Here is a 24,132-nt window from a genome sequence, read left to right as displayed (position 1 = left end):
CGACGATCTGATGACCATACGCTCATGCGGGTAAACGTCGAGAAGGTGCCCGCATGAGTGCATGGTGATCGAGTGACCAGCTCGGGGGGTTAGGGGTGTTGTTCGGCGTAGGTTGTGAGGAAGAGGGCTTCGGCTAGGGCGATGTGTTCGATTTCGGTGGGGTCGACGCTTTCGTTGGGGGCGTGGATGAGGCATTTCGGTTCTTCGACGCCGAGGAGCATGATCTCCGCGTTGGGGTAGGTGTCGGCGAAGACGTTGCACAGGGGGATCGAGCCGCCCTGGCCCTGGGTGGTTGTTGCCCTGCCGTAGGACGCGCTCAGTGCGGCGTCCATCGCGGTGCGCGCGGGGCCGCCGCTCGCGGATCGGAACGGTGCGCCGATCGATTCGGTCTCCACGGTGAGCTGGGCCCGCCACGGGGTATGTGCGTGCAGATGTGCAGTCAGCAGTTTCAGTGCCTGGTTCGGATCGGTGCCCGGGGGAATGCGCAGGTTGAGGCGGGCGCGGGCGGCGGGCTGGACGGCCGCCGATGAGCCGACCACGTTCGGCGCATCGATGCCGAGCACCGTCAAAGCCGGACGCGCCCAGAGCATATCGGCGACGGTGCCGTCACCGGTGAGTTCGACGCCGCCGAGTACGCCAGCGTCGGTACGGAATTGGTTCTCCGGGTACTGCACGCCCGGCCAGCGCTGATCATTGGGCAGACCGGCGACCGTAGTGTTGCCGTGCTCGTCGTGCAGCGATGCGAGCAGGTGGATGAGGGCGGCGAGCGCATCCGGAGCGGGACCGCCGAACATGCCCGAATGCATCGCCCCCGCGAGGGTTTCGACGGTGACGATGACATTGACGCTGCCGCGCAATGTCTCGGTGAAGGTCGGCACCCCGACGGCGAAATTCCCGCTGTCGCAGACCAGGATCGCATCGGCGCGCAGGAGCTCGGGATTGGCCTCGACGAATCGTTCCAGTCCGCCGGTGCCCTGTTCCTCGGAGCCCTCGGCGACCAGCGTCACGCCCAGCGGCAGATCCGCACCGAGCGCGCGCAGCGCGGTCAGGTGCATCACGATATTGCCCTTGCAGTCCGCGCTGCCACGCCCGTACCAGCGACCGTCCTTCTCGGTCAGCTCCCACGGCGGGGTGCGCCAGGCACCGTCATCCAATGGCGGCTGAACGTCATAGTGGCAGTACAGCAATACCGTCGGCGCGCCTTCGGGCGCGGGACGCGAGGCGATAACCGCCTTACTGCCGTCGGGTGTTTCGTGCAGACCCACCTTTGTCAGTCCGGCCGCGGCGAACACATCGGCCACCCACTGCGCGGTCCGGTCGCATTCCTCGGCAGGAAACTGCCGCGAATCGGCCACCGATTTGAACGAAACCAGTTGGGTGAGATCGATTTTCGCCTGCGGCATCAGGGCGGCCACCCGCGCGCGCAGGGCGGCGGTACGGGGATCGTCGGAAGTCATGCCAGCGCCTCACTTGGTCGTATCGTCGTTCGAAACCATTCAGAACACCGAGAATCCGCTCATGCCTGCGGAGTTCTCGATGCAACCCGCACCCGAACCGAATTGCCCGCCGCGGCCAGCCAGGCCCCGGGCAACCCCGCACCGATCCGGGACGACGGCCGAAATGCCACCGCCGACACCACTCTTACACGCCGACCCGATCCGATACGCGCATTCCCGCGCCGCGTCATAGGTGCCGCACGTGGTCGTCAACGCGATGGTGTGCCCGGGAATTGCCAGCAAATCGAGAACCGTGCGCGCAGACGTGCCGCATGGCGGGCGGACCCGCCTGCGCCAATTGCTCACCGGAGCTATCAATCGAGCACCGCCTCGCGTAATGGTTCAGCGTCAACTCCGGTGGATTGCGCAGATTGCCCGAAGCTGGCTCCACATCTCGGAGTCCCCGCGCCCGAGCACGAGCAAAAACGTTCAATTTCTCCGGATGACGAAGGGCGTCTCGGCGCCCCCGTCGCCGATGTTGGATTTCGCAGCGGACATCACTTGCTCTGTGACATGCTGATAGTTCAAATGCCGAGGTTCAAATAACTAGCTTGAATATGGTCTCGATGAATGCGTAAGTGACACAGCCAGTTTCGAGCGCCATGGAACTGGTAGCAGTCGTTTGATGGTAATTGCTGCGAGTGCGCTGGAGGCAAGATGGCGGCTAAACCGGAATCCGACGACCTATTCGCGATGCCTGCATTGGACCGGACCGCACCCAAAAGCAGATTCCCGGGTCCCGAGCTACTCCCCGACGTCGCCTATGAGATCGTGCACGACGAACTCATGCTCGACGGCGTCTCCCGGATGAACCTGGCGACCTTCTGCACTACCTGGATCGAACCCAAGGCGCTGCTGCTGATGGCCGAATCCGTCGACAAGAACATCGTCGACAAGGACGAGTACCCGCAGACGGCGGAGTTGGAGCGGCGCTGCGTGCGGATGGTGGCCGATCTGTGGCACTGTCCCGATCCGTCGACCACGCTCGGCACCTCCACCACCGGATCCAGTGAGGCCGCGATGCTCGGCGGCCTGGCCGCGAAGTTCCGCTGGCACAAGCGCGGCGGCACCGGCACGCCGAATTTCGTCTGCGGTCCGGTGCAGGTGTGCTGGGAGAAATTCGCGCGCTACTTCGATGTGGAGATCCGCCAGATCCCGCTGCGCGGCGATCGGCTCACCATGCATCCCGACGATGTGGCCGCGCACTGTGACGACCGGACCATCATGGTGGTGCCGACCTTCGGCCAGACCTTTACCGGACTGTTCGAAGATGTCGCGGGGATCAGCAAGGCCCTCGACCAGCTACAGGCGGTCAGCGGCCTGGATATTCCGATCCATGTCGACGCCGCCAGCGGCGGCTTCCTCGCACCGTTCACCGCACCCGATCTGATCTGGGATTTCCGCCTGCCGCGGGTCAAGTCGATCAATGCCTCCGGCCACAAGACCGGCCTGGCCCCGCTCGGCACCGGCTGGGCGATCTGGCGCGAGGCCGCCGATCTGCCCGCGGAACTGATCTTCGATGTGGACTACCTCGGCGGCAGCATGCCCACCTTCAATCTCAACTTCTCCCGTCCCGGCGGACAGGTGGTCGCGCAGTACTACCACTTCATCCGCCTCGGGCGCACCGGCTACACCCGGCTGCAGTCGGCGATCTACCACGTCGCCCAGTACCTCGCCGACGGCCTGACGCGGCTGGGGCAGTTCGAGATAATCCACGGCGGCAATCCGCATCATGGCATCACCGCGGTGTCGTGGCGGCTGCGCGGGGACCCCGGTTGCAACCTCTACGACCTCTCCGATCGGCTCCGCACCCGCGGCTGGCTGATCGCCGCGTACCCGCTATCCCCCGACCGCCAGGACGAAACCGTCATGCGTGCGGTGATCCGGCACGGATTCAGCCACGATATGGCGGATCTGCTGCTCGCGGACATTGTGCGCTGCCTCGAACAATTGGCGAAGCATCCGCTGACGACCTCGCTCACCCGCGCCGAGGCAGGCGGATTCACCCACAACGCCACCCCAGCCGTACCGACCGTACATCCCATCGAAGACGCTGCGGCAGAACCGAAGTCGTGACCACCACGACCGAACCGCAAAGCCGCTGACCCGGTACGCGTGGCCCCATATCGGGCCGCGCGCCGCCGCCCGGTCACGCCATTGCGGGCGGCGGCGCCCCTCGTGCGGCGGTGCCAACCACACCCCCCACACGGCTTGTGCCGATCAAGCCGCCCTGGCGGCGGTGAACGGCTCCCAGCGGTACACCTCGCTGGTCGCGCCGTGGAACAGCGCGAGATCCACGGCATCGAGCACGGCCTGACGCGGACCGGAGCGGCTCAGTTGCGCGGCGGAAACGGCCAGCCGCAGCACACCACCGCGGCGCGCGGTCCTGGCCGCGCCCAGCACCAGTGCGCGACACCACCACGGCTCGGCGCGGAAGCCCTCGCCGATGCCGTAGACGCGCGCCTTCTGCGCCACATTCCGTTCGAGATCCAGGATCGAGGTCAGACCGAGCGCGAGCCGGAAGCCGACCTCCGGCAGCGCCTCGATCGCGCCGGCGGAGGCGTCCCAGCGCGGGGCGGCGAAGAGCCGGGTGCGCAGTTCCACCTGTTCCAGCACCCGATCCGCGGCGGTGAGCCGCAGCCGCGCCTCGTGCCGCGGCAGCGCGGCGAATTCGGCTCTGCGGCGTTTGGTGGCCGCCTGGTCATAGCCGTGCAGCACGATCGCATCGCCGCGGGCCCGGCGCCCGCGCAGCCAGGACTGCGTCGCCGCATCCTCGACCAACCGGTACCCGCCCTTGAGCCGGGGCGCCACCAGCAGCGAGAGGCGCACATCGCGGCGGTCCATCTCGGCCGCGAATTCGATTGCCGCGTCCCGCGTGGTGTCCCGGATCCCGGAGATCGACACGATCAGCTCAGCGTTCATGACCCCACGGTGCCAGCCGCAGGTGTACTCGGCGTGCAGGGCGGATGACCCGCCGACGAACACTCCGCCACACCAGCGTCGCGTGACCCCCGCCACACCAGTGCTCTCCCTTGTCGGTCTCGAACTACTCGAGACCAGGCGTCCCTTGGGGCGTCACCAACTATAGGGGCCGAATCGACCCCAGGCCACGAGCGCGGCGAGCACGAACAGGAAGGTGGTCATCGGCAGTCCGGCCGGCTCCTTGCGGCGGATGTGGACGCCCACGGCCAGGACCGCAATGACCGCCAGCCCGACCGCTGCGATCGGTGTCAAGACCGGTGCGATTCCGGTCGCGGCAGGTGCGATCAGCCCAATTGGGCCGAGCACCTCCACCACACCGATGAACCACACAGTCACCTGAGAGTAGTCCTGCATCCACAGATACTGTTCGGCCAGCTTGTCCTTCGGCTGCAGGACTTTCGCCAGCCCGGACATGGCAAACAGGGCGGCCAGGATCGCCTGCGCGATCCACAAGAACACATTCATCGAAGAGGTCTCTCTTGCAGTCGTTGGTGTTGGTCTCGGCAGTACGACAACGCAGCCCTTCGGAATGTGAGGCGACGCCCCCACTTTCACAGTTCGGTGCGATATTTCGTCGAACTGGCAAAGGGCAGCGCGATTTCCTGCTGTCGCTCGCAGTAGAGAGCCTGTGTCGGCCGCTAGGGTCGGACCGGATTCTCCAAGGAGGTCGAGTACACCGAAACTGCCGAACTCTTACAGCAAGGCGAGGGATCTGGGCCAGGCCGGGCAGCGAGCACAGCGGCTTGTCGACCAGGTGGGGCAGCGTTCGACGATGCCCCGGTGCAGAACTGGGAACCCGATGAGGGCACCTTCGGGGCTCGCGATCCCAACGATGAGCACGCGCTCGCCACCGAACGGCCTGATATCGCACTGTGCCGCGCGTCGACCGCGGTGGCCCGAGCCGCCGAAATCCACGCCGGGGCGCAGAGGCTGGGCGTCGGTCAGCAATTGGTGCTGAAGATGCTCGATGCCGTCGGCGCCTGCTCGCAGCAGACGCTCAGCGCGGAATTGCGGATCGATCGCAGTGTCATGGTCAGCGTCTGCGATGACCGGGAGAAGTCGGGTTACCTACAGCGCGAACGCAATCCGCGCGACCGGCGCTCCTACGCGGTGACCATCACCGATGCGGGCCGCGAACGGCTGAGCGAAGCGGAGGCGGCGATTCCGGCCCACCTCGATGAGACCTTCACCGCACTGACCGCCGCCGAGCGGCGCCAGCTCACGGCGCTGCTCGGCGAACTATTGGTACCCGAAACCGCAGGGTAGCGCGGCCGGGCGTACCGACCGCGCACCTGCCGCTACGCCTCCGCGAGGCCGAGGGTGTCCAGGACCCAGGCGTATTCGAACGCGACTTCCTTCCACTTCTCATAGCGACCGCTGACGCCGCCGTGGCCCGCACTCATTTCGGTCTTGAGCAGCAGTGGTGCGTCGCCGGTCTTGGTCGCGCGCAATTTGGCGACCCATTTGGCGGGTTCGACATAGAGGACGCGGGTGTCGTTGATGCTGGTAATGGCCAGAATCGCCGGATAGTCCTTGGCCTCGATGTTCTCGTAGGGGGCGTAGGACTTCATGTAGTCGTAGACATCCTTGTCCGCCAACGGGTTACCCCACTCGTCCCATTCGATGACGGTGAGCGGCAGCGATGGGTCCAGGATCGAGGTCAGCGGGTCGACGAAGGGCACATTGGCCACAATGCCCTTGAACAGTTCGGGCGCCAGATTCGCCACCGCGCCCATCAGCAGACCGCCCGCACTGCCGCCGTCGGCGACCAGCCGGTCCGGCGCGGCGGCGCCGGTATCGATGAGATGCCTTGCGCAGGAGACGAAATCGGTGAAGGTGTTCTTTTTGGTGAGTGTCTTGCCGTGCTCGTACCAGAGCCGTCCCATCTCCCCGCCACCGCGCACATGCGCGACCGCGAAGACCATGCCGCGATCGAGCAGCGACAGCCGCGACACCGAGAAGGACGGATCCATACTGGCTTCGTAGGAGCCATATCCGTACAGCAGTAGCGGTTTCGGCCCCTCGGGGAGGTTCTTCCTGCGCACCAGCGAGATCGGGATCCGGGTGCCGTCCGCGGCGACCGCCCAATCCCGGTGCTGCTCATAGTCGTTCGCGTCGAAGCCGCCGAGCACCGGCTGCTCCTTGCGCAGCAGCAGCTCACCGGTCGCTGGCACATAGTCGAAGACCCGCATGGGCGTGATGAACGAGGTGAGGCCGATGCGCAGCGTCGGCTGCTCCCACTCCGGGTTGGCGCCAGGACCGACCGCGAACAGTTCCAGATCGAATTCGAGTTCGCGCCGCTCGCCATAGCCGGATTCGGTCAGCGGCCAAATGGCGACTCGGGGCAGGGCTTCGCGCCGGTAGCTCAGCACCAGATGGCTGGCGAACGGGTCGATATCCTCGAGCCGCACATCGTCGCGGTGGCCGATCAGCAGCGTCATATTCGACGGATCCGCTACCGGGGCCTCGGCAAGCACGAAGTTCTCCGCCTTCACCCCGTCCACCACATCGTTGTGCAGGATCAGGAAGCGGTCCTCGCCGCCGACCACCGCATGTTCGGCGGAGTATTCGACACCCTCGCGTCGCGGCAGAATGACCCGGAATTCCCCCTCCGGATTATCGGATTCGAGTACCAGACCCTCGGTGGTGATCTTGGAGCCGACCCAGATCATCAGGTATTTCTCCGAGCGGGTCGCGCCGATGCTCACCCAGTAGCGCTCGTCGGGCTCGTGGAAGACCTTGACGTCATCGGCCTCCGGTGTACCGAGCCGGTGCCGCCAGACGGTATCGGGCCGCCAGGATTCGTCGACGGTCTGGTAGAAGACGTGCGTACCGTCCAGCGACCAGGTCGCGCCGGGCGCGGTACCGGCGATCTGGTCGGCGAGCACCTCACCGGTGCGCAGATCTTTGAATCGCAGCAGGTAGCGCTCGTCACCGCTGGTGTCGACGGAGTATGCGAGCAAATTGCCATCGTGGCTGATCGAGAACGCGCCGAGTGAGAAGAAGTCGTGGCCGTCGGCGAGTTCATTGCTGTCGAGCAGCACCTGCTCACCGGGGATCTCGGAATCGACCTCGAGCCGCGGCGGAGTCCAGGCATCGATTCCTTCGGCTGTATCTATCGCGGCGCTCGCGGGGCGCTCCGTGCTTACGCGCGCTGCCTCCTCCGCGCCCGTCGCTCCCGCCGGGGCAACGATGGGACAGCGGCAGTGCACGCCGTACTGTTTCCCTTCGAAGCTGCGCGAGTAGTACCAGAACTCGCCCATCCGGGTCGGCACCGACAGGTCGGTCTCCTGGGTGCGCGCCTTGATCTCGTCGAAGATCTTGTCCCGCAGCCCGCCGAGATGCCTGGTCTGCGCGTCGGTGTAGGCGTTCTCCGCCTCCAGGTAGGCGATGACCTCAGTACTGTCCTTATCGCGGAGCCATTCGTACTCGTCGATGAAGACGTCGCCGTGATGCACCCGCTCGGTGGGCACCGTCTTGGCGATCGGGGCCGCCACCACCGCCGATCCATTGCCGGAGCTGGTAATCGTTCCACTGTCGAGAGCCATGCGCTCCACCCTACTGTTCCGATGCCGCCCCGCCCGCCGAGCTAATGATCTCGTCGAGTACCGCACCGGCCCGATGCATATCCCCCAGGGCCTGGGCTTGCGCTCGTGCATGAGTTTGTCGACGAGGAATGGGGTGGCGGTGGCATTCGGGCTGCCGTCGGTGTCATTGGTGGACGGCAGCAGCTGGGCGATGCTGTCACTGGCCAGGCCAGTGGCGAACATCTGCTGGATCCAGGTGGCACGTTCGATCGCCGACTCCAGATACTCGCCTGTCGCCGGGCAATCCACAGTTCAATATGCGCGAGGCCGATCCGGCACCGATGTGTCGGGCGCTGGTGGCCGAATTCGACCGCCGTGACCTGGCCTATCTGCATCTGACCGATAACGACGACTATCCGGCCATCGCCGATCTGCGGCCGCGCCGACACGGCACGCTCATCGCAAATATCGGCAAGAACCGCGAGCCGACCAGCGCGGTCGATGCCGAGGCCGTGCTGCGGGTCGGCCGCGCCGATCCGGTGTCGTTCGGGCGCGCATTCATCGCCGATCCCGATCTGGCGGAGCGGAGCGCCCGACAATCGAGGTACGCCCCAGTCCACGCGCCCGACAATCGGGGTACGCCCGAGAATCGGCGTGCTCTCGAGAATGCGGTTGCACGGCCGCGAATCCCAGTAGGCTCGCGGCCATGCGTGCCGCAATCGCAGTTCGTCTGCTGGCCGTGGCGGGGATGGTTTTCGCTGCGGCCGGAATCGGCGCGCTCGCACCGGCTTCCGCATGTGCCTGCGGCGGGGTGGCCAATCCGCCCGGTCGCCCGGCCTCGGTGGGCGAGGAGACGGCGCTGGTGGGCTGGGACGGGCGCCGCGAGACGGTGCTCATGCGACTTGCCCTCGAGTCGGGCACCGACCAGGCGGCGCTGATCGTGCCGACACCGAAACCGGCCACCGTCGCGGGCGGCGATGCGGCGACCTTCACCGAGCTGCGGAATCTCACCGCGCCCAGAATCGTCACGGAGCGTCGGTGGTTCTCGCGGTCGTCCCGAGGCAGCGCCGGCGAGGGGGCGACGAGCGCCGCGGGCGGCGGCCCCACCGTCCTCGACCGCATCCAGCTCGGTCCGCTGGAGGCGACCACCCTGTCCGGCGGCAGCCTGGACGGCATCCGAAAGTGGCTGAGCGACAACGGCTACGAAATGCGTCCCGAGGTGATCGGCACCCTCGATCCATATCTGCGCGAGGGCTGGTCATTCGTCGCAATGCGCCTCACCAGCACCAAACCGCTGGACGGCGCATTGGATCCGGTACGCCTGACCTTCGATTCGGACCGATTCGTCTACCCGATGCGCATGTCGAGCGCCGCGAAACAGGCCCAATACGTACATCTTTACGCACTGGGCGAGCACCGTTTGCGACGCACCGACCCAGACGCCACCACCCAGACCGTATCCGTCGACTTCGCGGGCCGAGTCACCACCACAGATCCCGAACTAACCCAACTGACCACGAACGCCCACAACTACCTGACCGAACTCCGAATTTCGATCGACCACCCCACAGATATCCACTCCGACTTCACCTTCGAGCCCGACACCACCGACGCACAGATCTACCAAACCATCCACCGAACCGAACCCGTCGAACTCTTCGCCCTCCCCGCAGGCCTAGTCATCCTCGGCGCCGCATCCCTAGCCGCCCTAGCCGTCCTACTCGCCATCATCCGCACCCTCCGCACCTAAACCCCGCCCGTCGCCCCACCCAATCCTCGTCGCCCAATCCCCCCAAGCCTCCCAAATCGACGAGAATGCGCTGGTGCAGGTGCCTTCTCGACGTTTACCTGCATGAGTGCATGGTGATCGCTCGTCCAGGAGGGTGGGGGGAGTTGTCGTCGGGTCTCCGGCGCGGAGCCAGCATGGTGCGCTGGGACCAGGCTCCTGCGGTGGTCAGCACCCGAGTGGGGGCCGTCACCACGGCTTCTTAGGGGAGCATCCGCTGCCCAGCATCCGAGCTGGACCATCACCACGACTTTCCGGGGGAGCATCCGGTGCCCGGCACCCGAGTGGGGCCGTCACCACGACTTCCCGGACAGCATCCGCCCAACACCCGAGCTGGGCTGTCACGACGGCTTCCCGGAAGGGGGGTCAGGCGCCGATGGCGGGGGCGATGGTGGGCCAGGAGGTGTGGAGGGTGTCCTGCCAGTAGGACCAGGAGTGGGTTCCGGTGGGGCTGTAGTCGATTTGGGCGGGGATGTTCAGGGTGTGCAGGCGCTGTTCGAATTCGATGACACAGGTGTTGACGCCTACCTCGACGGGGCCGCCGAGGACAATGTTCTCGGCCAGTTGGGGTTTGACCTCGGCCTCGTGCGGGCCGGGGACGCCGGAGCCGGTGGAGAGGTAGATCGTCTTGCCGCGCAGGCGATCCGCGAGCGCGGCGGCATCGTGTTCGGCCCAGGCGGGGCTGCCGGGAGCACCCCACATGTTCACCGGATTGCCGCCGCGGTTGGCGATGGAGAACATGACCGCTCCGGTGGCGAGGCTGGTGTCCGGGCAGGAGCTGTAACCCGCGACCGCCCGGTACATTTCAGGATGGCGGACGGCGAGGATAAAGGCGGCATTGCCGCCCATGGAGAGTCCGCCGATGGCATTGACGCCATTGCCGTAGCGCGCATCGATGATCGGCGGCAGTTCCTCGGTCAGGAACGTCTCCCATTTGTAGCGGCCGAATTTGGGATCATCCTGCTGCCAATCGGTGTAATAGCTGGCCTGGCCGCCGACCGGCAGCACGACATTCACATTCTTACGCGCGAAAAATGCCTCGGCGTCGGTGGCGTTGGTCCAGGTGCTCTGGTTGATGCCCGGATCGAGGCCGTCGAGTAGGTAGAAGGTGGGGTGCGCGCCGCCGTCCGCCGGGTGCAGGACCTGGACCTGGATGATCCGTCCCATCGATGGCGATTCGATGGAGATCGCCGAGCGCGTGGGGCTCAGCTCATCGATCCGATCGACCCGTGCGGCCGATGCCGTCGCGGGGTCGACGACCATGAGGCCCAGTGATGCAATCGCAAAGGCCAGCACCGCAATGGCTATCCGGGTTAGCCGCATGTCCCCACCTCCATCACCGCATGACAATGGCCATCAACGTAGCTCACCCCGAGACGTTGGGGAAGATATTCGAAATCCCCGCGTTTCCACGGCAAACTGTCCGGTAGGTAACAACTTTCACGCCGATACCGGCGGTCACAGCAGTCTCCGCTACGGCTCAGCGATCGAGCGCGCCGCGGATCGAGTTCGCCAGATAATCCAGATCGGCACGGCGCGGACTGGTCGGCCGCCCACGTAACCCGAATCCGTCACCCGGCGTCCGCGGAATGACATGCAGGTGCACATGGAATACCTCCTGACCGGCGGTTATCCCGTCGGCCAAGAAGAAGTTAACCCCATCACACCTCACCTCGCTGGCCCGCAGCGCCCCCGCCAATTTCTGTCCGACCTGGAACAACTTCCCCCCGACCGCCGGATCCAATTCCGCAAGACTGCGCGCCGCCACCTTCGGCACCACCAGCAAATGCCCAGGCGTCATCGGCCGAATATCCATAAACGCCACCACATCATCGTCCTCGAACACCCTGCTGGCCTCCGCCCGCCCAGCAATGATGTCGGCAAAGATCGTGTACGGATTCACGCCGAAACCCTAACCCTCCCAGCACCAGCACTCGGATCGGAAAGGGGCCGTTCATCCCACCATGGCCGCTGCTTGTAGTGCCCGAGACCGCAGCCCCGAGCACTGGCCGCTCGGCACCCGCGTTCTTCATGAACCACCCGCCAGGATCGCCCAGCCAGCCCGAAAGCCATGGCCCCGCGCCGAGGACCGCTCCGGTGCCGAGTTGTGGCAGCGCCGAGAGGCCCGCAAGGCGCAGGGGGACGCCGCACTGGCCGAGTACTTCGGGGCCTCGAGGTGTGCCTGATCAACCACGTAATGCATGGCCCCGACGCCGATCCCGGTGACCGCCCGTCGCATTCGCCGGGCCGAGGCGCTCGTCGTGGCCGCCGAACTCGACGGCTCACGCTCCGCCCGTCGTCTTCGATCACCGCATCCGATTGGGACGCCAACACCCGGATTCCGCGTGAACCCGGCTCGGCAAACGGAGCAGCGTTCTCCGGGTCTACAGGATCGGGGACGGCGTGTAGCGGGCGGCTTCGGGGTATTGGTCGACCAGCTTGTGCACCGCCGCCACCACGTCGGAAACCTGCGCTTCGGCCGCACCGACGAAGGCGGACTTATCGGCCAGGGCGGCATCCAATTCCGCGCGGTCCAAGGGAAAGCGGGAGTCGGCGGCGAGACGGTCCAGCAGATCCGGTTCGCGACCCTGTTCGCGCATGGCGAGCGCGACGGCCACCGCATGTTCCTTGATGACCTCGTGGGCGGTTTCGCGGCCGACGCCAGCGCGGACCGCGGCCATCAGCATGCGGGTGGTGGCGAGGAACGGCAGGTAGCGGTCGAGTTCGCGGGAGACGACGGCGGGGTAGGCGCCGAATTCGGCGAGCACGGTGAGGAAGGTTTCCATCATGCCGTCAATGGCGAAGAAGGCGTCCGGGAGCGCGACGCGGCGCACGACCGAACAGAAGACATCGCCCTCATTCCATTGCGCGCCAGCCAATTCAGCGGCCATCGATGCATAACCGCGCAGCACCACCTGCAGACCATTGACACGCTCGCAGGAGCGGGTGTTCATCTTGTGCGGCATGGCCGAGCTGCCGACCTGGCCGGGCTGGAAGCCCTCGGTCACCAGTTCATGGCCCGCCATCAGGCGGATGGTGTGCGCGAACGACGACGGACCCGCGCCGACCTGCACCAGGGCCGAAAGGACGTCGTGGTCCAGCGAGCGCGGATACACCTGGCCGACGCTGGTCAGCACATCGGCGAAACCGAGATGCCGCGCGACCTGCTGCTCCAGCGTCGCCAACTTGGCCGGATCGCCGCCGAGCAGGTCGAGCATGTCCTGTGCGGTGCCCATCGGGCCCTTGATGCCGCGCAGCGGATAGCGGTCGATGAGTTCGCGCAGCCGGGTCAATGCGATCAGCAGTTCGTCGGCGGCGGAGGCGAACCGCTTGCCGAGCGTGGTGGCCTGCGCGGCGACATTGTGCGAACGACCCGCCATCACCAGCGTCTGGTATTCGGCGGCCCGCTGCGCCAACCGGGCCACGATCGCGACACCGTGCGCGTGCACATGTTCGAGCGAGAGCCGGATCTGCAGTTGCTCCACATTCTCGGTGAGATCGCGGCTGGTCATGCCCTTGTGCACATGCTCATGTCCGGCGAGTGCGTTGAATTCCTCGATGCGCGCCTTCACATCGTGGCGGGTGACCCGCTCGCGCTCGGCGATCGAGGCGAGATCGACCTGGTCGATGACCCGCTCGTAGTCATCGATGACGCCGGCGGGCAACTCGATGCCGAGTTCGGACTGCGCCCGCAACACCTCCAGCCACAGGCGCCGCTCGAGCACGATCTTGTGCTCGGGCGACCAGAGATGCACCAACTCGGGGCTGGCATACCGGGTGGCAAGGACGTTAGGGACAAGGCTCACGTCTGGTCAGTCTAGTGACCTGAACCTATCGATCTGCTGCGGCGTCGCGGGTGCGACGACATCGATGACCTCCAGCAACGCACCGCGCGCCATTCGCCTTGGCTCCGGGTCCATTTCGCTCAGCGCCGCGACCACGGCCCCGTCGACCACCGCGACCATCCTGCGCAACTGCTCCGACCGCACCGCCCGATCGGAGCGGCGCAGCACATCGGCGAGCAATTCGTCGAGTTGCGCCCTTAGTCGTAGCTGGACTTCCCGCAGTTCCGGGTGCCGCGCCGAGGCCACCGAACGCTCGTAGCGCGCGATCAGCTGTCCGCGCGCGCCCTCGTCGTGGCCATCCGGCCCCACCAGTAGGTCCAGCACCAGATCGACGGTCGCCTCGGCACCGCGGCGGCGATGACTCACCTCGCCGACCCGGCGGCGCATCGCGTCCAGTTCCGCATGGCCGCTGAACTCGACCGCCCGGGCTATCAGATCATCGAGCGATTCGAAATAGTACGTCGTCGACGCCAGCGGAAGGTCGGCGCGCGTCGCGACCGAGCGATGCCGCACCGCATCGAATCCGCCTTCGAGTAGCAACTCTGCGGCGGCCGCTACCAAAGCCTGGCGACGCCGTTCGCCTTTCGGGGTCGTCGCGGTTATCACCGTGCCATCGTGCCAGTCATCATCAGTTCATCCGTGCGAAATCAGAGAGAGGAAACCAGAGAGTGAAAACCCAGCATCGTTGTTCTACCGTATCTGCGCCTACTAGGTGAGCAACTATGCAAACTCTTTGGCGGACAGCACGATCAACCACGCAGATAGTGACCGAGCCGAACGAGTGCGGCCTCGATATCCGCGGTGGCACCGGCGAAGGAGAAGCGCACGGTTCGGTGTCCGGCCACGGTGTCGAAGTCGACGCCGGGCGCCAGCGCGACCCCGGTGTGGTCGAGTACCTCGGCACACCACTTGCGCGAATCGTCGGTGAGATGGCCGATATCGGCGTAGGCGTAGAAGGCGCCGTCGGCCGGGGCCAGGTCGGTGATACCGAGTTTCGGCAGGCCATCGAGCAGCAGTTGCCGATTGACGGCATAGCGGCGGACATGGCCGTCGAGTTCTTCCTTGGCCTCGGCGCCGAATGCGTGCAGCGCCGCGTACTGCGAGACCGCGGGCGGACATACGGTCATATTGGACGCGAGCCGTTGCAGTGCGGGCCGCAATCCGCTCGGCGCCAGCATCCAGCCCAGCCGCCAGCCGGTCATCGAGAAGTATTTGGAGACCGATCCGATGACCACCGACGTGCGCGAGGTCTCCCAGGCCGATGAGGTCCGCCCCACGCTGATGCCCTGGTAGGTGATGCCGTGATAGATCTCATCGGAGATCAGCAGGGTGTTGTGCGCATCGCACCAGCGGGCCAGCGCGGCGAGTTCATCCGGGTCGATCATGGTGCCGGTCGGATTGGCCGGGCTGGCCACGATCAGTCCCGCTGGCGGCTCCGGCAATGCCTCGAGCATGGCCACGGTGGGCTGGAATCGGGTTTCGGCACCGCAATCGAGTTCGATGACGCGGCAGCCGAGCGCGGCCAGGGTGTTGCGGTAGGCCGGATATCCCGGCCGGGCCACCACGACGGTATCCCCGGCGTCGAATGCGGCCAGGAAGATCAGGGTGAACGCGCCGGAGGATCCGGTCGTCACCACCACATCGTCGGGGTCGACGGCGTATCCGTAGGTATCGCGGTGGTGTTCGGCGATTGCCTCGCGCAGCGGCAGAATGCCGAAAGTCTCTGTGTAACCGAGCAGTTCGGATTCGATCGCCAGCTTTGTCGCACGCAGCACCGGGGCGGGCGCCGGTGTGGACGGCTGCCCGGCCGCCAGCACCAGCACGTCGCCGTGGGTCCTGGCCCGTTCCGCGGCAGCCTTCCAGACATCCATCACGTAGAAAGGTGGAATGGTCGACCGGCGAGATTCTCTGGACACCCGACGTACGGTAGACGGTCCCGTTTCTCGCCGGTTCGCCGATCCTCGGGTTTTGTGCTATCGGGTAGAAATGCGACCGGCCGGGCGGTTCGGCATGTGCCGACCGCGTCGCGCGGGTTATGGTCAGCGCTAATGCTCGACGAGGCGCGCCGCGCGCGGCTGGATCGAATACCGGGGGTGGGTGGCATCGGTGTCATACCGCCTGATTGGCGTGCCAACCTGCGGAAACGGCGCGATTCCGAACTGCGCGCACTGCCCGGACGGGCGCGCGCGGTGCTCGTTGAGTGCAAGGACGGTCTGTTCTGGCTACGCCGACAACCGGCACCGGACCTACGCGCGCTATGGGAGGGACGGCCCCAGCCGGACTATCGCGCGCTCCTGCGCAAACACCGGATCCTGATCGCCGGGGTCACTGCCACCGCCATCTTCGTAGCGGCCGATTCCGCATTCACCTTGCGCGTCACCGATCGCACGCCTGGCCCGGATGAGGCCCAGCGCGTCGCCTTCGCCTATCCGCAGCAGATGCAGTCCACTCCGCCGTCGGTGAAGCGCTATCTGAACGCCATCGCCAATGGCGAACGCATCCGCGAGCAGGAGGTGGTCGCGACCGCGGCCCGCGCCACCCTGGAACGCGCCAAGGCCGAGGCCGCGGCGGCGGTCTCCGGGGAGTACCAGCCGTGGATGGCGGGCAGCGCGCCGGCCACCGCCGGTTCGGTGCTGCCCGGCCTCACCGGCATGGTGCTGCCGACGCGCGGCGTCTTCACCTCGGGTTTCGGTTCACGCTGGGGCACCTTCCACAACGGCATCGATATCGCGGGCCCGATCGGAACCCCGATCTACGCCGTCGCCAATGGCACCGTCATCGATGCGGGCCCTGCGCAGGGCTTCGGGCTCTGGGTGCGCATCCGCCACGATGACGGCAGCATCACCGTCTACGGCCATATGTACGACTTCTTCGTATCCGTCGGCGAACGCGTGCCAGCGGGTATGCAGATCGCCCGCATGGGCAACCGCGGCGATTCCACGGGTCCGCATCTGCATTTCGAGGTCATCGTCAACGGGCAGCATGTGGACCCACAGCAGTGGTTGGCGGCGCACGGACTCAGCTTCGGCTGAGCTGTGTCGCTCGTAAGACTTGCTCTGTTGTGGCCGCCAGTGCCGGTTGATGCCGTTCAGACCGAAATGCGGTCCTCGACGGCGGCCAGGCCGATGTCGGTGCGGAAGTGGCTGCCCGGCAGCTTGATCGAGGCGATCCGGTCGTAGGCGTTGGCGCGGGCCTCGGCCAGATCCGCACCGGTGCCGACGATGCTCAGCACCCGACCGCCCGCCGAGACCAGGGCTCCGTCCTCGCGCAGTGCGGTGCCCGCATGCAGCACCGCGGACGTGTCGTCGGCGGTCCCCTCGCCCGCTCCGGTGATCACATCGCCGACGCGGGGCCGACCCGGGTAGTTCTCGGCGGCGATTACGACCGTGATGGCCGCGCCGTCGCGCCAACGCGGTGCGGCCACCTCGGCCAGGGTGCCGGTGGCGGTGGCATTCAGCAATTCGCCGAGCGGACTCTCCAGCAGTGCGAGCACGGCCTGGGTCTCCGGATCGCCGAAGCGGCAATTGAATTCGACGACGGCGGGTCCGGCCGCACCGATCGCCAGACCCGCATACAGCAGACCCGAAAAGCCGCAGCCCCGCCGCACCAGTTCCGCGGCGACCGGCTTGACGACATCCTCGACGATCGCGGTGACCGTCGCCTCGGGCAACCACGGCAGCGGCGTGTACGCGCCCATACCGCCGGTATTCGGCCCGGTATCGCCGTCGCCGACGCGCTTGTGATCCTGCGCGGGCAGCAGCGGCACCACCGTCTCGCCGTCTACCAGGCAGAACAGCGAAACCTCCGGGCCGTCCAGGAAGGATTCCAACAGCACCGGATGGCCCTGCTCGAGCAGTTCGGCACCGTGATCGCGGGCCGCGTGGCGGTCGGCGGTGACGACCACACCCTTGCCCGCGGCGAGCCCATCGTCCTTGACCACCCAGGTGGGACCGAAGCGATCGAGTGCGGCGTCGAGTTCGGCCGGATTGTCCACGATTTCACTGTGCGCGGTGCGGACCCCGGCTGCGGTCATCACGTCCTTGGCGAAGGCCTTCGAACCTTCGATGCGGGCGGCCGCGGCCGACGGACCGAAACAGGCGATGCCAGCGGCCCGCACCGCATCGGCAACACCGAGCACCAGCGGCACCTCGGGCCCGATCACCACCAGCTCCGCGTCCAGCTCGGTGGCCAGGGCGACAACCGCCTCGGCCGAGCAGGGATCGACCGGCCTGACCTGCGCGTGCTGGGCGATCCCGGCATTGCCCGGCGCAGCGAACAGCGAGGTCACCGCGGGGTCCCGGCGCAGGGCCAGGACGAGGGCATGTTCACGGGCTCCGGAACCGATGACGAGTACGCGCACGGGCAACAGCTTAGGTTGTCACCAACCATGGCTTTCCCGCCTCCCCGGAACTTTTGCCGGTCGTTGGATACGTCGTCACTTCGGCCGCGCCGTCCCGGCTCGTTCTCGGGGTGGCCGAGCAGTTACCCAGGTGTTCACGAAATCAGTCGTCACGTTGACGGCCATCGGGGAGTGTGAGGTGGATCATTGATGGGAGGGGGGTGCACCAGCCGACTCCACCGCGCAAAGGATGTGCTGACGATGGGTCTGATCGATGGACTGATGGGCAATGCCGGGCGGATCGATCCCGGTAGGGCACAAGAGGAATACGCGAGGCTGATGGGCAACGCCGAACAGGTCTATGCCGCGTATCTGCTTGTCCGCGACGCGATTCTGTTCACCAACCGCCGTCTCATCCTGGTCGACAAGCAGGGTGTCACCGGCCGCAAGGTCAGCTACCACAGCATTCCCTACCGGGCGATCACACATTTCTCGGTGGAAACCGCCGGCACCTTCGACCTGGATGCCGAACTCTGCATCTGGATCTCCGGTACGCACGAGCCGGTGCAGAAGCGGTTCAACCGCCAGGTCGACATCTACGAGGTGCAGAGCATCCTTTCGCACTACGTCGCCTGACCTGCCGACGCGAAAGTCCTAGGCCGATACGGTCGTTCGAGTCACCACCGGCCGCACCCGGGTCAACAGCAGCTCGAGGAATTGCTCGGGCTGCCAGAACGCCGCGAAGTGGTTGGCCTCGGAGATCAGCGCGAACTCCTTGTGCGGGGCCTGGACATCGTCGAAATAGCGGCGTGCCCTGGCCGCGGGCATCAGGCTGTCGTATTCGCCCTGAAAGATGAAAAACGGCAACTCGAATCGGGTGCCCTCGCGCCAGGCGTCGAAGTGCACGGATTCGACGCCGATCCGCTCGGAGAATTTCATACCGTCCGCACCCGCCTTCAGATCGCGCAGCCGGTGCTGCGGCGAGAACCACATCGACGGCATGATCAGCTTCTTCAGGACCTCGCTGAGCATGGGGTCGGAGCTGGTTGCCAGTTTCGCGTGCAGGCCCCACTGTTCGGCGGTCCATCGGGTGGCATCCGGACCCATCTGCTCCAGTTTCGCTGCGGCAGCATGCTTTCCGGCGTCTCGCAAACGCCGCACCACGGCGCAGAATGCGCTGTCGTCGCGCTCGCCGCCGGTGATGTTCTGGTCGGTGCCCACATAGGCCGAATACAGCTCCGGATGATTGCGCGCCAGGCGAAGTCCGAGCACCGATCCGAACGAATTGGCCAACAGCACCACCTTGTCCTGGTGCAGGCGCTCGCGCACATACCGGGTGACCTCGAGCGCATCGGCGAAGAGCCGGTCGAAGCTCACCTCCCCCTGCGCACCGCGTCCGAAAGTCTTTCCCGCGCCGCGCATATCCCAGCGCACGATCGTGAAATGCCGCTCCCAGGCCCGGGTCCGGTTGGCGAAGCAGGTGTTCGTCGCGCCGGGGCCGCCGTGCAGTTCCAGCAGCACCGGATTGGCCAGGTCCTCGCCGCGGATCTCGATCCACTGCTCAATGCCGCCGATGGTGACGAAGCCGGATTCGGCGATGCCGTTCGGGGTGTCGATTCGCAGTGCGTGCGCGTTGGCGCGGCGACGCAGCTGGCGGTGGGCGAGCAGACCCACGGGTGCGGCGGAGACGGCGGCGGCGAGCGCGATGGTGAGCATGTCATTCCTAAACTGTGTCCGTTGGAAACTAATATGTGTACCTTAGACACAGTTTCAGATCGGCGTCAACACCACCCCGAACAGCGACCCGAGTAGCCTCCGGTGCATGCCTTCCGTTTTCAGCGCGATCATCGCGGGCCAACTGCCGGGTCGATTCGTCTGGGAGGACGACGAATTCGTCGCATTCCTCACCATCGCCCCGGTCACCCAGGGCCACACCCTCGTGGTTCCCCGCAAGGAGATCGACCAGTGGCAGGACATCGACCCCGGCACCTTCGCCCGCCTCAACGGTGTCGCACAGAAGATCGGTCAGGCCGTTCGCGAGGCCTGGGACGCGCCGCGCGCGGGCCTGCTCATCGCCGGTCTCGAAGTCCCCCACCTACACGTCCACGTCTTCCCGGCCTTCACCATGGGCAACTTCGACATCTCCGGCGCCCAGCACAACCCCACCCCGGAATCCCTCGACGAGGCCCAAGCCAAGATCAAAAAAGCCCTCCGCGAACTCGGCTACGGAGCCAACGTCCCCGACTGAGCGCAGTCGAACCGAAAGGGGCCGCCGAACGCGGCCCTATTCCGGTGCGGCAGTTGCGCGTTCGATCCAATCGGCATAGCTGTCGACGCACCATTCGACCGGGGTCGCCGTGACCTCCGGACTTTCCCACGGATGCAACTCGCACACTCGGGCGGCGAGACGGTCGCGCGCCGTCACCGACGTCTTGAAGCTCACGCGCCATTCCCGGCCCTCACCCAGCTCGCCGAGATGCCAGAACACGGATAGGGCCGGGCCGGTGACCTCGGCGCCCGCGGCAAGTCGTTCCTCGACCACCGCCCTCGCGATGGCTCTCGCGTCATCCTCGGTCGGGGTCGTGGTCGTAACCGACCACACTCTCGCCACTGCCATGCGGCCACAGTAGGCAGGCTTCGATGTGGGGCGTGAAGTACGAGCTACAGCAACGGGCGCGCCGTAAGTGGCACGCCCGTAGCGGAGCCCCCTGTCAGGATTGAACTGACGACCTTTCGCTTACAAGGCGAGTGCTCTACCACTGAGCTAAGGAGGCGGACGGTATCTGACTCTGCAAAACGGTGCCAATCATAACTGGGCACGCCAGCTGCGTGACACCGGCTTACGGTGTCACGCAGTGACGGTTCAGCATTCGGCCCCGGCGCAGTATCGAATACCGCAGATCAGGACTGGGCGCCCTGTCGGGCCGCGTCATCGGCGGCCATCGCGTCACGCAGGCTCTTCGGACGCATGTCGGTCCAGTTCTTCTCGACGTACTCGACACACGCGGCGCGACTGTCCTCACCGAAAACAACTCGCCATCCGGCCGGAACCTCCGCAAAGGCGGGCCACAGCGAATGCTGTTCCTCATCGTTGACCAGAACGAAGAAGCGGCCGTCTTCGTCATCGAAGGGGTTGGTGCTCATTTCACCTCACTGGATACTGGCGCATGTACGGGATAACCCTCGGCGCATCCAAGCGCTGTTAGAGCGCCGGAAGCTCCCAGAGCGTTGTGTCGACCCTAGCAAGGCAGACGTTACGCGTAGGCGGTTACCTCAGGCCGCGAAAAATTCGAGCAGGATCTTGTTCACGGCTTCCGGACGCTCGAGATAACCATAGTGCCCCGCATCAGGAACTTCCAGATAGCGCGCACCGGGAATGGCCTCGGCAACCTCCCTGGACAGATAGGGCGGAATCATCCGATCATCGGCGAACCCGATGGCCAGGCACGGCACCTTGATACCGCGGTAGGCCTGCACCCGGTCGAAATCGTGGTCCATCCGGCGCTGCGCGCGGATACCCGGCGTCACCGGACCGCCGGTGAATTCGAACAGGTCGAGCCAGTCACGGGCGGCGTTCGGATCGGCCATGGTCGCGGGCGACATGTTCATTACCGCGGTCATCGCGGCCTCGTACTTCGCGGGCAACTGGATCCCGCTGGCATCGAGTTCGTGCTCACCGAGCGAGAGCGTCTTCTGGAACTGGTCCAGACGGCCGTGCGCGGCCATGAATACCGCCTTGCGCACCAGCTCCGGACGCGCAAGCGCGAGTTCCTGGGCCACCCGCGCGCCCATCGAGGTGCCGACCAGCAGCGCGGGGCCCTCGTCGAGCAGTTCGATGAGTCCGGCGGTATCGCCGACCAACTGCTCGAGAGTCATGCCACCGGCCGCCTCGAAGGACGGCTTTATGCCGCGATTGTCGAAGGTGCAGACCCGATATCCGGCCTTGACCAGCGCCGGAACCTGATGCAGCTCCCAAACCCGGCCCGGACTCCCGGTACCCATGATCATGACGACGAGCGGCCCACCACCTCGCACCTCCGTGCCTGCGGCCGGGTCGCCCTTGACCTGGTAGTTGAGCGAAATTCCGTTCACCGTGGCCAGCGGCATATCGTCCCTTTCGTGGAGTTGGTGCTGCGCGTCCACGGTAGTAGGGCCCGACTTCCGCCGCGCGAGCGCCGGGTGCGAGCGCGGACGTGTCCTAGGTCACCGGTATCCGGGTGCGGCGTACTGCTACCGGGTGCGGATAACATTGACTATTCGCACGTACGAGCGTACTGAGCCGGGAGGACAAGAAGATGGCCGCGAAGAGCAGCGCGAACGACATCGCGGACGACGAACTGGAACCACTCGCCGACGAAACCGCACGTCAGGCGCAGCGCGTCGTCGCGGCCTACGCGGAGGATGCCGACGAATGCCGGATGCTGCTGTCGATGCTCGGCATAGCGCCCAATTCTCGGGGCGAGTAGCCACCGACGCGACGTCAATGGAGCCGTCGAGTATCCGATAACTTCAAGCGGGAACAGCGACGCGCAAAGGATGCGTGAGTGGACCAGATGACCCAACAGCCGTCCGACGACTCCGAACACGCCATTCCAGAGCCACCATCCGAAACCGACACCACGGTGGTCCCGTCGCCGCCAGCCGAAGTGAGCGGAGCGGGCTCCGGCTTCGTCGTCGTCGCCAATCGGCTCCCGGTCGACCTCGAGCGACTGCCCGACGGCTCCACCCGATGGAAGCGCAGCCCGGGCGGTCTGGTCACCGCGCTGGAACCGGTGCTCCGCAACAACAAGGGGGCCTGGGTCGGCTGGGCCGGTGTTCCGGATGTGGATATCGACCCGATCATCGAGGACGGCCTGGAACTGCATCCGGTGCCGCTGTCCGCGACCGAGGTCGCCGACTACTACGAGGGCTTCTCCAACGGCACGCTGTGGCCGCTCTACCACGATGTGATCGTGCGCCCGGTCTACGACCGCGCGTGGTGGGCCGCCTACGTCACCGTGAACCGGCGCTTCGCCGAGGCCACCGCAAAGGTCGCCGCGGAGGGCGCCACCGTCTGGGTGCAGGACTATCAGCTGCAGCTGGTGCCGAAGATGCTGCGCATGCTGCGCCCCGACCTCACTATCGGATTCTTCCTGCACATTCCGTTCCCGCCGGTCGAACTGTTCATGCAGATGCCGTGGCGGACCGAGATCATCGAGGGCCTGCTCGGTGCCGACCTGATCGGCTTTCATCTGCCCGGCGGCGCGCAGAACTTCCTCTACCTGGCGCGCAGGCTGGCCGGACAGCCCACCTCGCGCGGTACCGTCGGCGTGCGCTCCAAACTCGGCGTCGTGCAGGTCGGCTTCCGGACCGTCCGGGTCGGCGCGTTCCCGATTTCCATCGCATCGGCCGAACTCGACGAGCATTCGCGCCGCCGCTCGGTGCGTGAGCGGGCCGCGAAAATCCGTGCCGAACTCGGCAATCCGAAAAATATCCTGCTCGGCGTCGACCGCCTGGACTACACCAAGGGCATCGATATCCGCCTCGCCGCGCTGGAGGAACTGCTGCTGGAGGGCAGGCTGGATCCGGCCGAAACCGTCATGGTGCAGCTGGCCACCCCGAGCCGCGAGCGGGTGGACAGCTATATCCAGATGCGCGGCGATATCGAGCGTCAGGTCGGGCGGATCAATGGCGAATTCGCCAGGGTCGGTTATCCGGTCGTGCACTATCTGCACCGCCCGATCCCCCGCGACGAGCTCATCGCCTTCTTCGTGGCCGCCGACGTCATGCTGGTGACGCCGCTGCGCGATGGCATGAATCTGGTCGCCAAGGAGTACGTGGCCTGTCACAGCGGCCTCAACGGCGCTCTTGTGCTGAGCGAATTCACCGGCGCCGCAGCGGAATTGCGACAGGCCTACCTGTGCAATCCGCACGACCTCAATAGCGTCGAGGATGCCGTGGTGTCCGCGCTGGAGGACGATCGCGATACCCGCCGCCGCCGGATGCGTTCGCTGCGCCGTCAGGTGCTGGCCCACGATGTGGACCGCTGGGCGCGGGCGTTCCTGGAGGCCCTCGCTCAGGGCCAGGTCGCGGGCAGCGCGCTGCTCACCGACGACGATGTGTTCCCGGAAGAGCGTGCGCCACGGCGCTGACCCACCTCGCCGGAGCGAGTCGTCGC

23 protein-coding genes and 1 tRNA gene are annotated in these 24,132 nt (G+C 66.1%); 8 read left to right on the top strand and 16 right to left on the bottom strand.

The genetic code is table 11. The features are described from left to right. Positions 1-89: 89 nt before the first annotated feature. Positions 90-1,457: a dipeptidase gene (locus ABZ293_RS17780; protein ID WP_355181778.1), complete on the bottom strand. Its 1,368-nt coding sequence runs from the start codon at positions 1,455-1,457 to the stop codon at positions 90-92. A 39-nt stretch (positions 1,458-1,496) separates the two neighbouring features. Continuing rightward, complete coding sequence (locus ABZ293_RS17775; RefSeq protein WP_355181776.1) at positions 1,497-1,739, bottom strand: glutaminase; 243 nt, start codon at positions 1,737-1,739, stop codon at positions 1,497-1,499. A gap of 414 nt (positions 1,740-2,153) precedes the next feature. Between ABZ293_RS17775 and ABZ293_RS17770 the strand changes: the two genes are divergently transcribed. Next, complete coding sequence (locus ABZ293_RS17770; protein WP_355181774.1) at positions 2,154-3,572, top strand: glutamate decarboxylase; 1,419 nt, start codon at positions 2,154-2,156, stop codon at positions 3,570-3,572. A gap of 144 nt (positions 3,573-3,716) precedes the next feature. Here ABZ293_RS17770 and ABZ293_RS17765 read toward each other — a convergent pair whose 3' ends face one another. Then, complete coding sequence (locus tag ABZ293_RS17765; protein ID WP_355181772.1) at positions 3,717-4,418, bottom strand: DUF2334 domain-containing protein; 702 nt, start codon at positions 4,416-4,418, stop codon at positions 3,717-3,719. 153 nt (positions 4,419-4,571) lie between these two features. Then, positions 4,572-4,943 (bottom strand): DoxX family protein, encoded by a 372-nt coding sequence (locus tag ABZ293_RS17760; protein WP_354960097.1) that lies wholly within the window; start codon positions 4,941-4,943, stop codon positions 4,572-4,574. 315 nt (positions 4,944-5,258) lie between these two features. Here ABZ293_RS17760 and ABZ293_RS17755 point away from each other — a divergent pair, with 315 nt between their 5' ends. Beyond that, the gene (locus ABZ293_RS17755) at positions 5,259-5,744 is read left to right on the top strand and encodes a MarR family winged helix-turn-helix transcriptional regulator (protein WP_355181770.1); all 486 of its coding nucleotides are present in this window, start codon (positions 5,259-5,261) and stop codon (positions 5,742-5,744) included. Positions 5,745-5,776: 32 nt separating this feature from the next. On the opposite strand, the gene ABZ293_RS17750 is transcribed toward ABZ293_RS17755, so the two are convergent. Next, positions 5,777-8,026 carry a S9 family peptidase gene (locus ABZ293_RS17750; protein WP_355181928.1) on the bottom strand — a complete coding sequence of 750 codons (2,250 nt, stop codon included), beginning with the start codon at positions 8,024-8,026 and terminating at the stop codon, positions 5,777-5,779. A gap of 685 nt (positions 8,027-8,711) precedes the next feature. Here ABZ293_RS17750 and ABZ293_RS17745 point away from each other — a divergent pair. Further along, positions 8,712-9,755, top strand: a complete 1,044-nt coding sequence (locus ABZ293_RS17745; RefSeq protein ID WP_355181768.1) for a DUF2330 domain-containing protein — start codon at positions 8,712-8,714, stop codon at positions 9,753-9,755. A 402-nt stretch (positions 9,756-10,157) separates the two neighbouring features. Here ABZ293_RS17745 and ABZ293_RS17740 read toward each other — a convergent pair whose 3' ends face one another. The 5 genes from ABZ293_RS17740 to ABZ293_RS17720 all read right to left on the bottom strand — a co-directional run bounded on the left by ABZ293_RS17740 (position 10,158) and on the right by ABZ293_RS17720 (position 15,552). Continuing rightward, positions 10,158-11,114 carry an alpha/beta hydrolase family protein gene (locus ABZ293_RS17740; protein ID WP_355181766.1) on the bottom strand — a complete coding sequence of 319 codons (957 nt, stop codon included), beginning with the start codon at positions 11,112-11,114 and terminating at the stop codon, positions 10,158-10,160. 157 nt (positions 11,115-11,271) lie between these two features. Further along, positions 11,272-11,694 (bottom strand): HIT family protein, encoded by a 423-nt coding sequence (locus ABZ293_RS17735; RefSeq protein ID WP_355181764.1) that lies wholly within the window; start codon positions 11,692-11,694, stop codon positions 11,272-11,274. A 481-nt stretch (positions 11,695-12,175) separates the two neighbouring features. Then, positions 12,176-13,597, bottom strand: coding sequence for an adenylosuccinate lyase (gene purB / locus ABZ293_RS17730; protein WP_355181762.1), 1,422 nt, complete (start codon positions 13,595-13,597; stop codon positions 12,176-12,178). Between the two features lie 6 nt (positions 13,598-13,603). Continuing rightward, positions 13,604-14,242, bottom strand: coding sequence for a TetR family transcriptional regulator (locus ABZ293_RS17725; protein WP_355181760.1), 639 nt, complete (start codon positions 14,240-14,242; stop codon positions 13,604-13,606). Between the two features lie 143 nt (positions 14,243-14,385). Then, positions 14,386-15,552, bottom strand: a complete 1,167-nt coding sequence (locus ABZ293_RS17720) for a pyridoxal phosphate-dependent aminotransferase (RefSeq protein ID WP_355181758.1) — start codon at positions 15,550-15,552, stop codon at positions 14,386-14,388. Between the two features lie 132 nt (positions 15,553-15,684). Between ABZ293_RS17720 and ABZ293_RS17715 the strand changes: the two genes are divergently transcribed. Then, positions 15,685-16,668, top strand: a complete 984-nt coding sequence (locus ABZ293_RS17715) for a M23 family metallopeptidase (protein WP_355181756.1) — start codon at positions 15,685-15,687, stop codon at positions 16,666-16,668. A 56-nt stretch (positions 16,669-16,724) separates the two neighbouring features. Here ABZ293_RS17715 and purD read toward each other — a convergent pair whose 3' ends face one another. Beyond that, positions 16,725-17,996: a phosphoribosylamine--glycine ligase gene (gene purD, locus ABZ293_RS17710; protein WP_355181754.1), complete on the bottom strand. Its 1,272-nt coding sequence runs from the start codon at positions 17,994-17,996 to the stop codon at positions 16,725-16,727. 240 nt (positions 17,997-18,236) lie between these two features. On the opposite strand from purD, the gene ABZ293_RS17705 reads away from it, so the two are divergent. Beyond that, entirely contained in the window at positions 18,237-18,611 is a 375-nt protein-coding gene (locus tag ABZ293_RS17705; RefSeq protein WP_354959645.1) for a PH domain-containing protein, read from the top strand. Positions 18,612-18,629: 18 nt separating this feature from the next. On the opposite strand, the gene ABZ293_RS17700 is transcribed toward ABZ293_RS17705, so the two are convergent. Continuing rightward, on the bottom strand, positions 18,630-19,691 hold the full coding sequence (locus ABZ293_RS17700) for an alpha/beta hydrolase (protein WP_355181752.1): 1,062 nt from the start codon (positions 19,689-19,691) through the stop codon (positions 18,630-18,632). A gap of 106 nt (positions 19,692-19,797) precedes the next feature. Between ABZ293_RS17700 and ABZ293_RS17695 the strand changes: the two genes are divergently transcribed. Beyond that, positions 19,798-20,223 carry an HIT family protein gene (locus ABZ293_RS17695; protein ID WP_355181750.1) on the top strand — a complete coding sequence of 142 codons (426 nt, stop codon included), beginning with the start codon at positions 19,798-19,800 and terminating at the stop codon, positions 20,221-20,223. Between the two features lie 36 nt (positions 20,224-20,259). Here ABZ293_RS17695 and cutA read toward each other — a convergent pair whose 3' ends face one another. From cutA to ABZ293_RS17675, 4 genes are all read right to left on the bottom strand, one after another. Next, entirely contained in the window at positions 20,260-20,592 is a 333-nt protein-coding gene (gene cutA, locus ABZ293_RS17690) for a divalent-cation tolerance protein CutA (RefSeq protein ID WP_354959642.1), read from the bottom strand. A gap of 85 nt (positions 20,593-20,677) precedes the next feature. Beyond that, positions 20,678-20,749, bottom strand: a tRNA-Thr gene (locus ABZ293_RS17685). Positions 20,750-20,876: 127 nt separating this feature from the next. Next, positions 20,877-21,119, bottom strand: coding sequence for an MbtH family protein (locus ABZ293_RS17680; protein WP_011207082.1), 243 nt, complete (start codon positions 21,117-21,119; stop codon positions 20,877-20,879). Positions 21,120-21,248: 129 nt separating this feature from the next. Beyond that, positions 21,249-22,082 carry an alpha/beta hydrolase gene (locus ABZ293_RS17675; RefSeq protein WP_355181926.1) on the bottom strand — a complete coding sequence of 278 codons (834 nt, stop codon included), beginning with the start codon at positions 22,080-22,082 and terminating at the stop codon, positions 21,249-21,251. Between the two features lie 188 nt (positions 22,083-22,270). Here ABZ293_RS17675 and ABZ293_RS17670 point away from each other — a divergent pair, with 188 nt between their 5' ends. Both ABZ293_RS17670 and ABZ293_RS17665 read left to right on the top strand, forming a co-directional pair. Then, entirely contained in the window at positions 22,271-22,441 is a 171-nt protein-coding gene (locus tag ABZ293_RS17670) for a hypothetical protein (protein WP_355181748.1), read from the top strand. An 87-nt stretch (positions 22,442-22,528) separates the two neighbouring features. After that, complete coding sequence (locus ABZ293_RS17665; protein ID WP_355181924.1) at positions 22,529-24,106, top strand: trehalose-6-phosphate synthase; 1,578 nt, start codon at positions 22,529-22,531, stop codon at positions 24,104-24,106. The last annotated feature ends 26 nt before the right edge of the window (positions 24,107-24,132 follow it).

It is taken from the genome of Nocardia sp. NPDC005998, assembly GCF_040614395.1.
In the GTDB taxonomy this organism is placed as follows: domain Bacteria; phylum Actinomycetota; class Actinomycetes; order Mycobacteriales; family Mycobacteriaceae; genus Nocardia.
The sequence above is the reverse complement of the archived record's forward strand: the minus strand, read 5'-3'. Positions and strand labels throughout refer to the sequence as shown.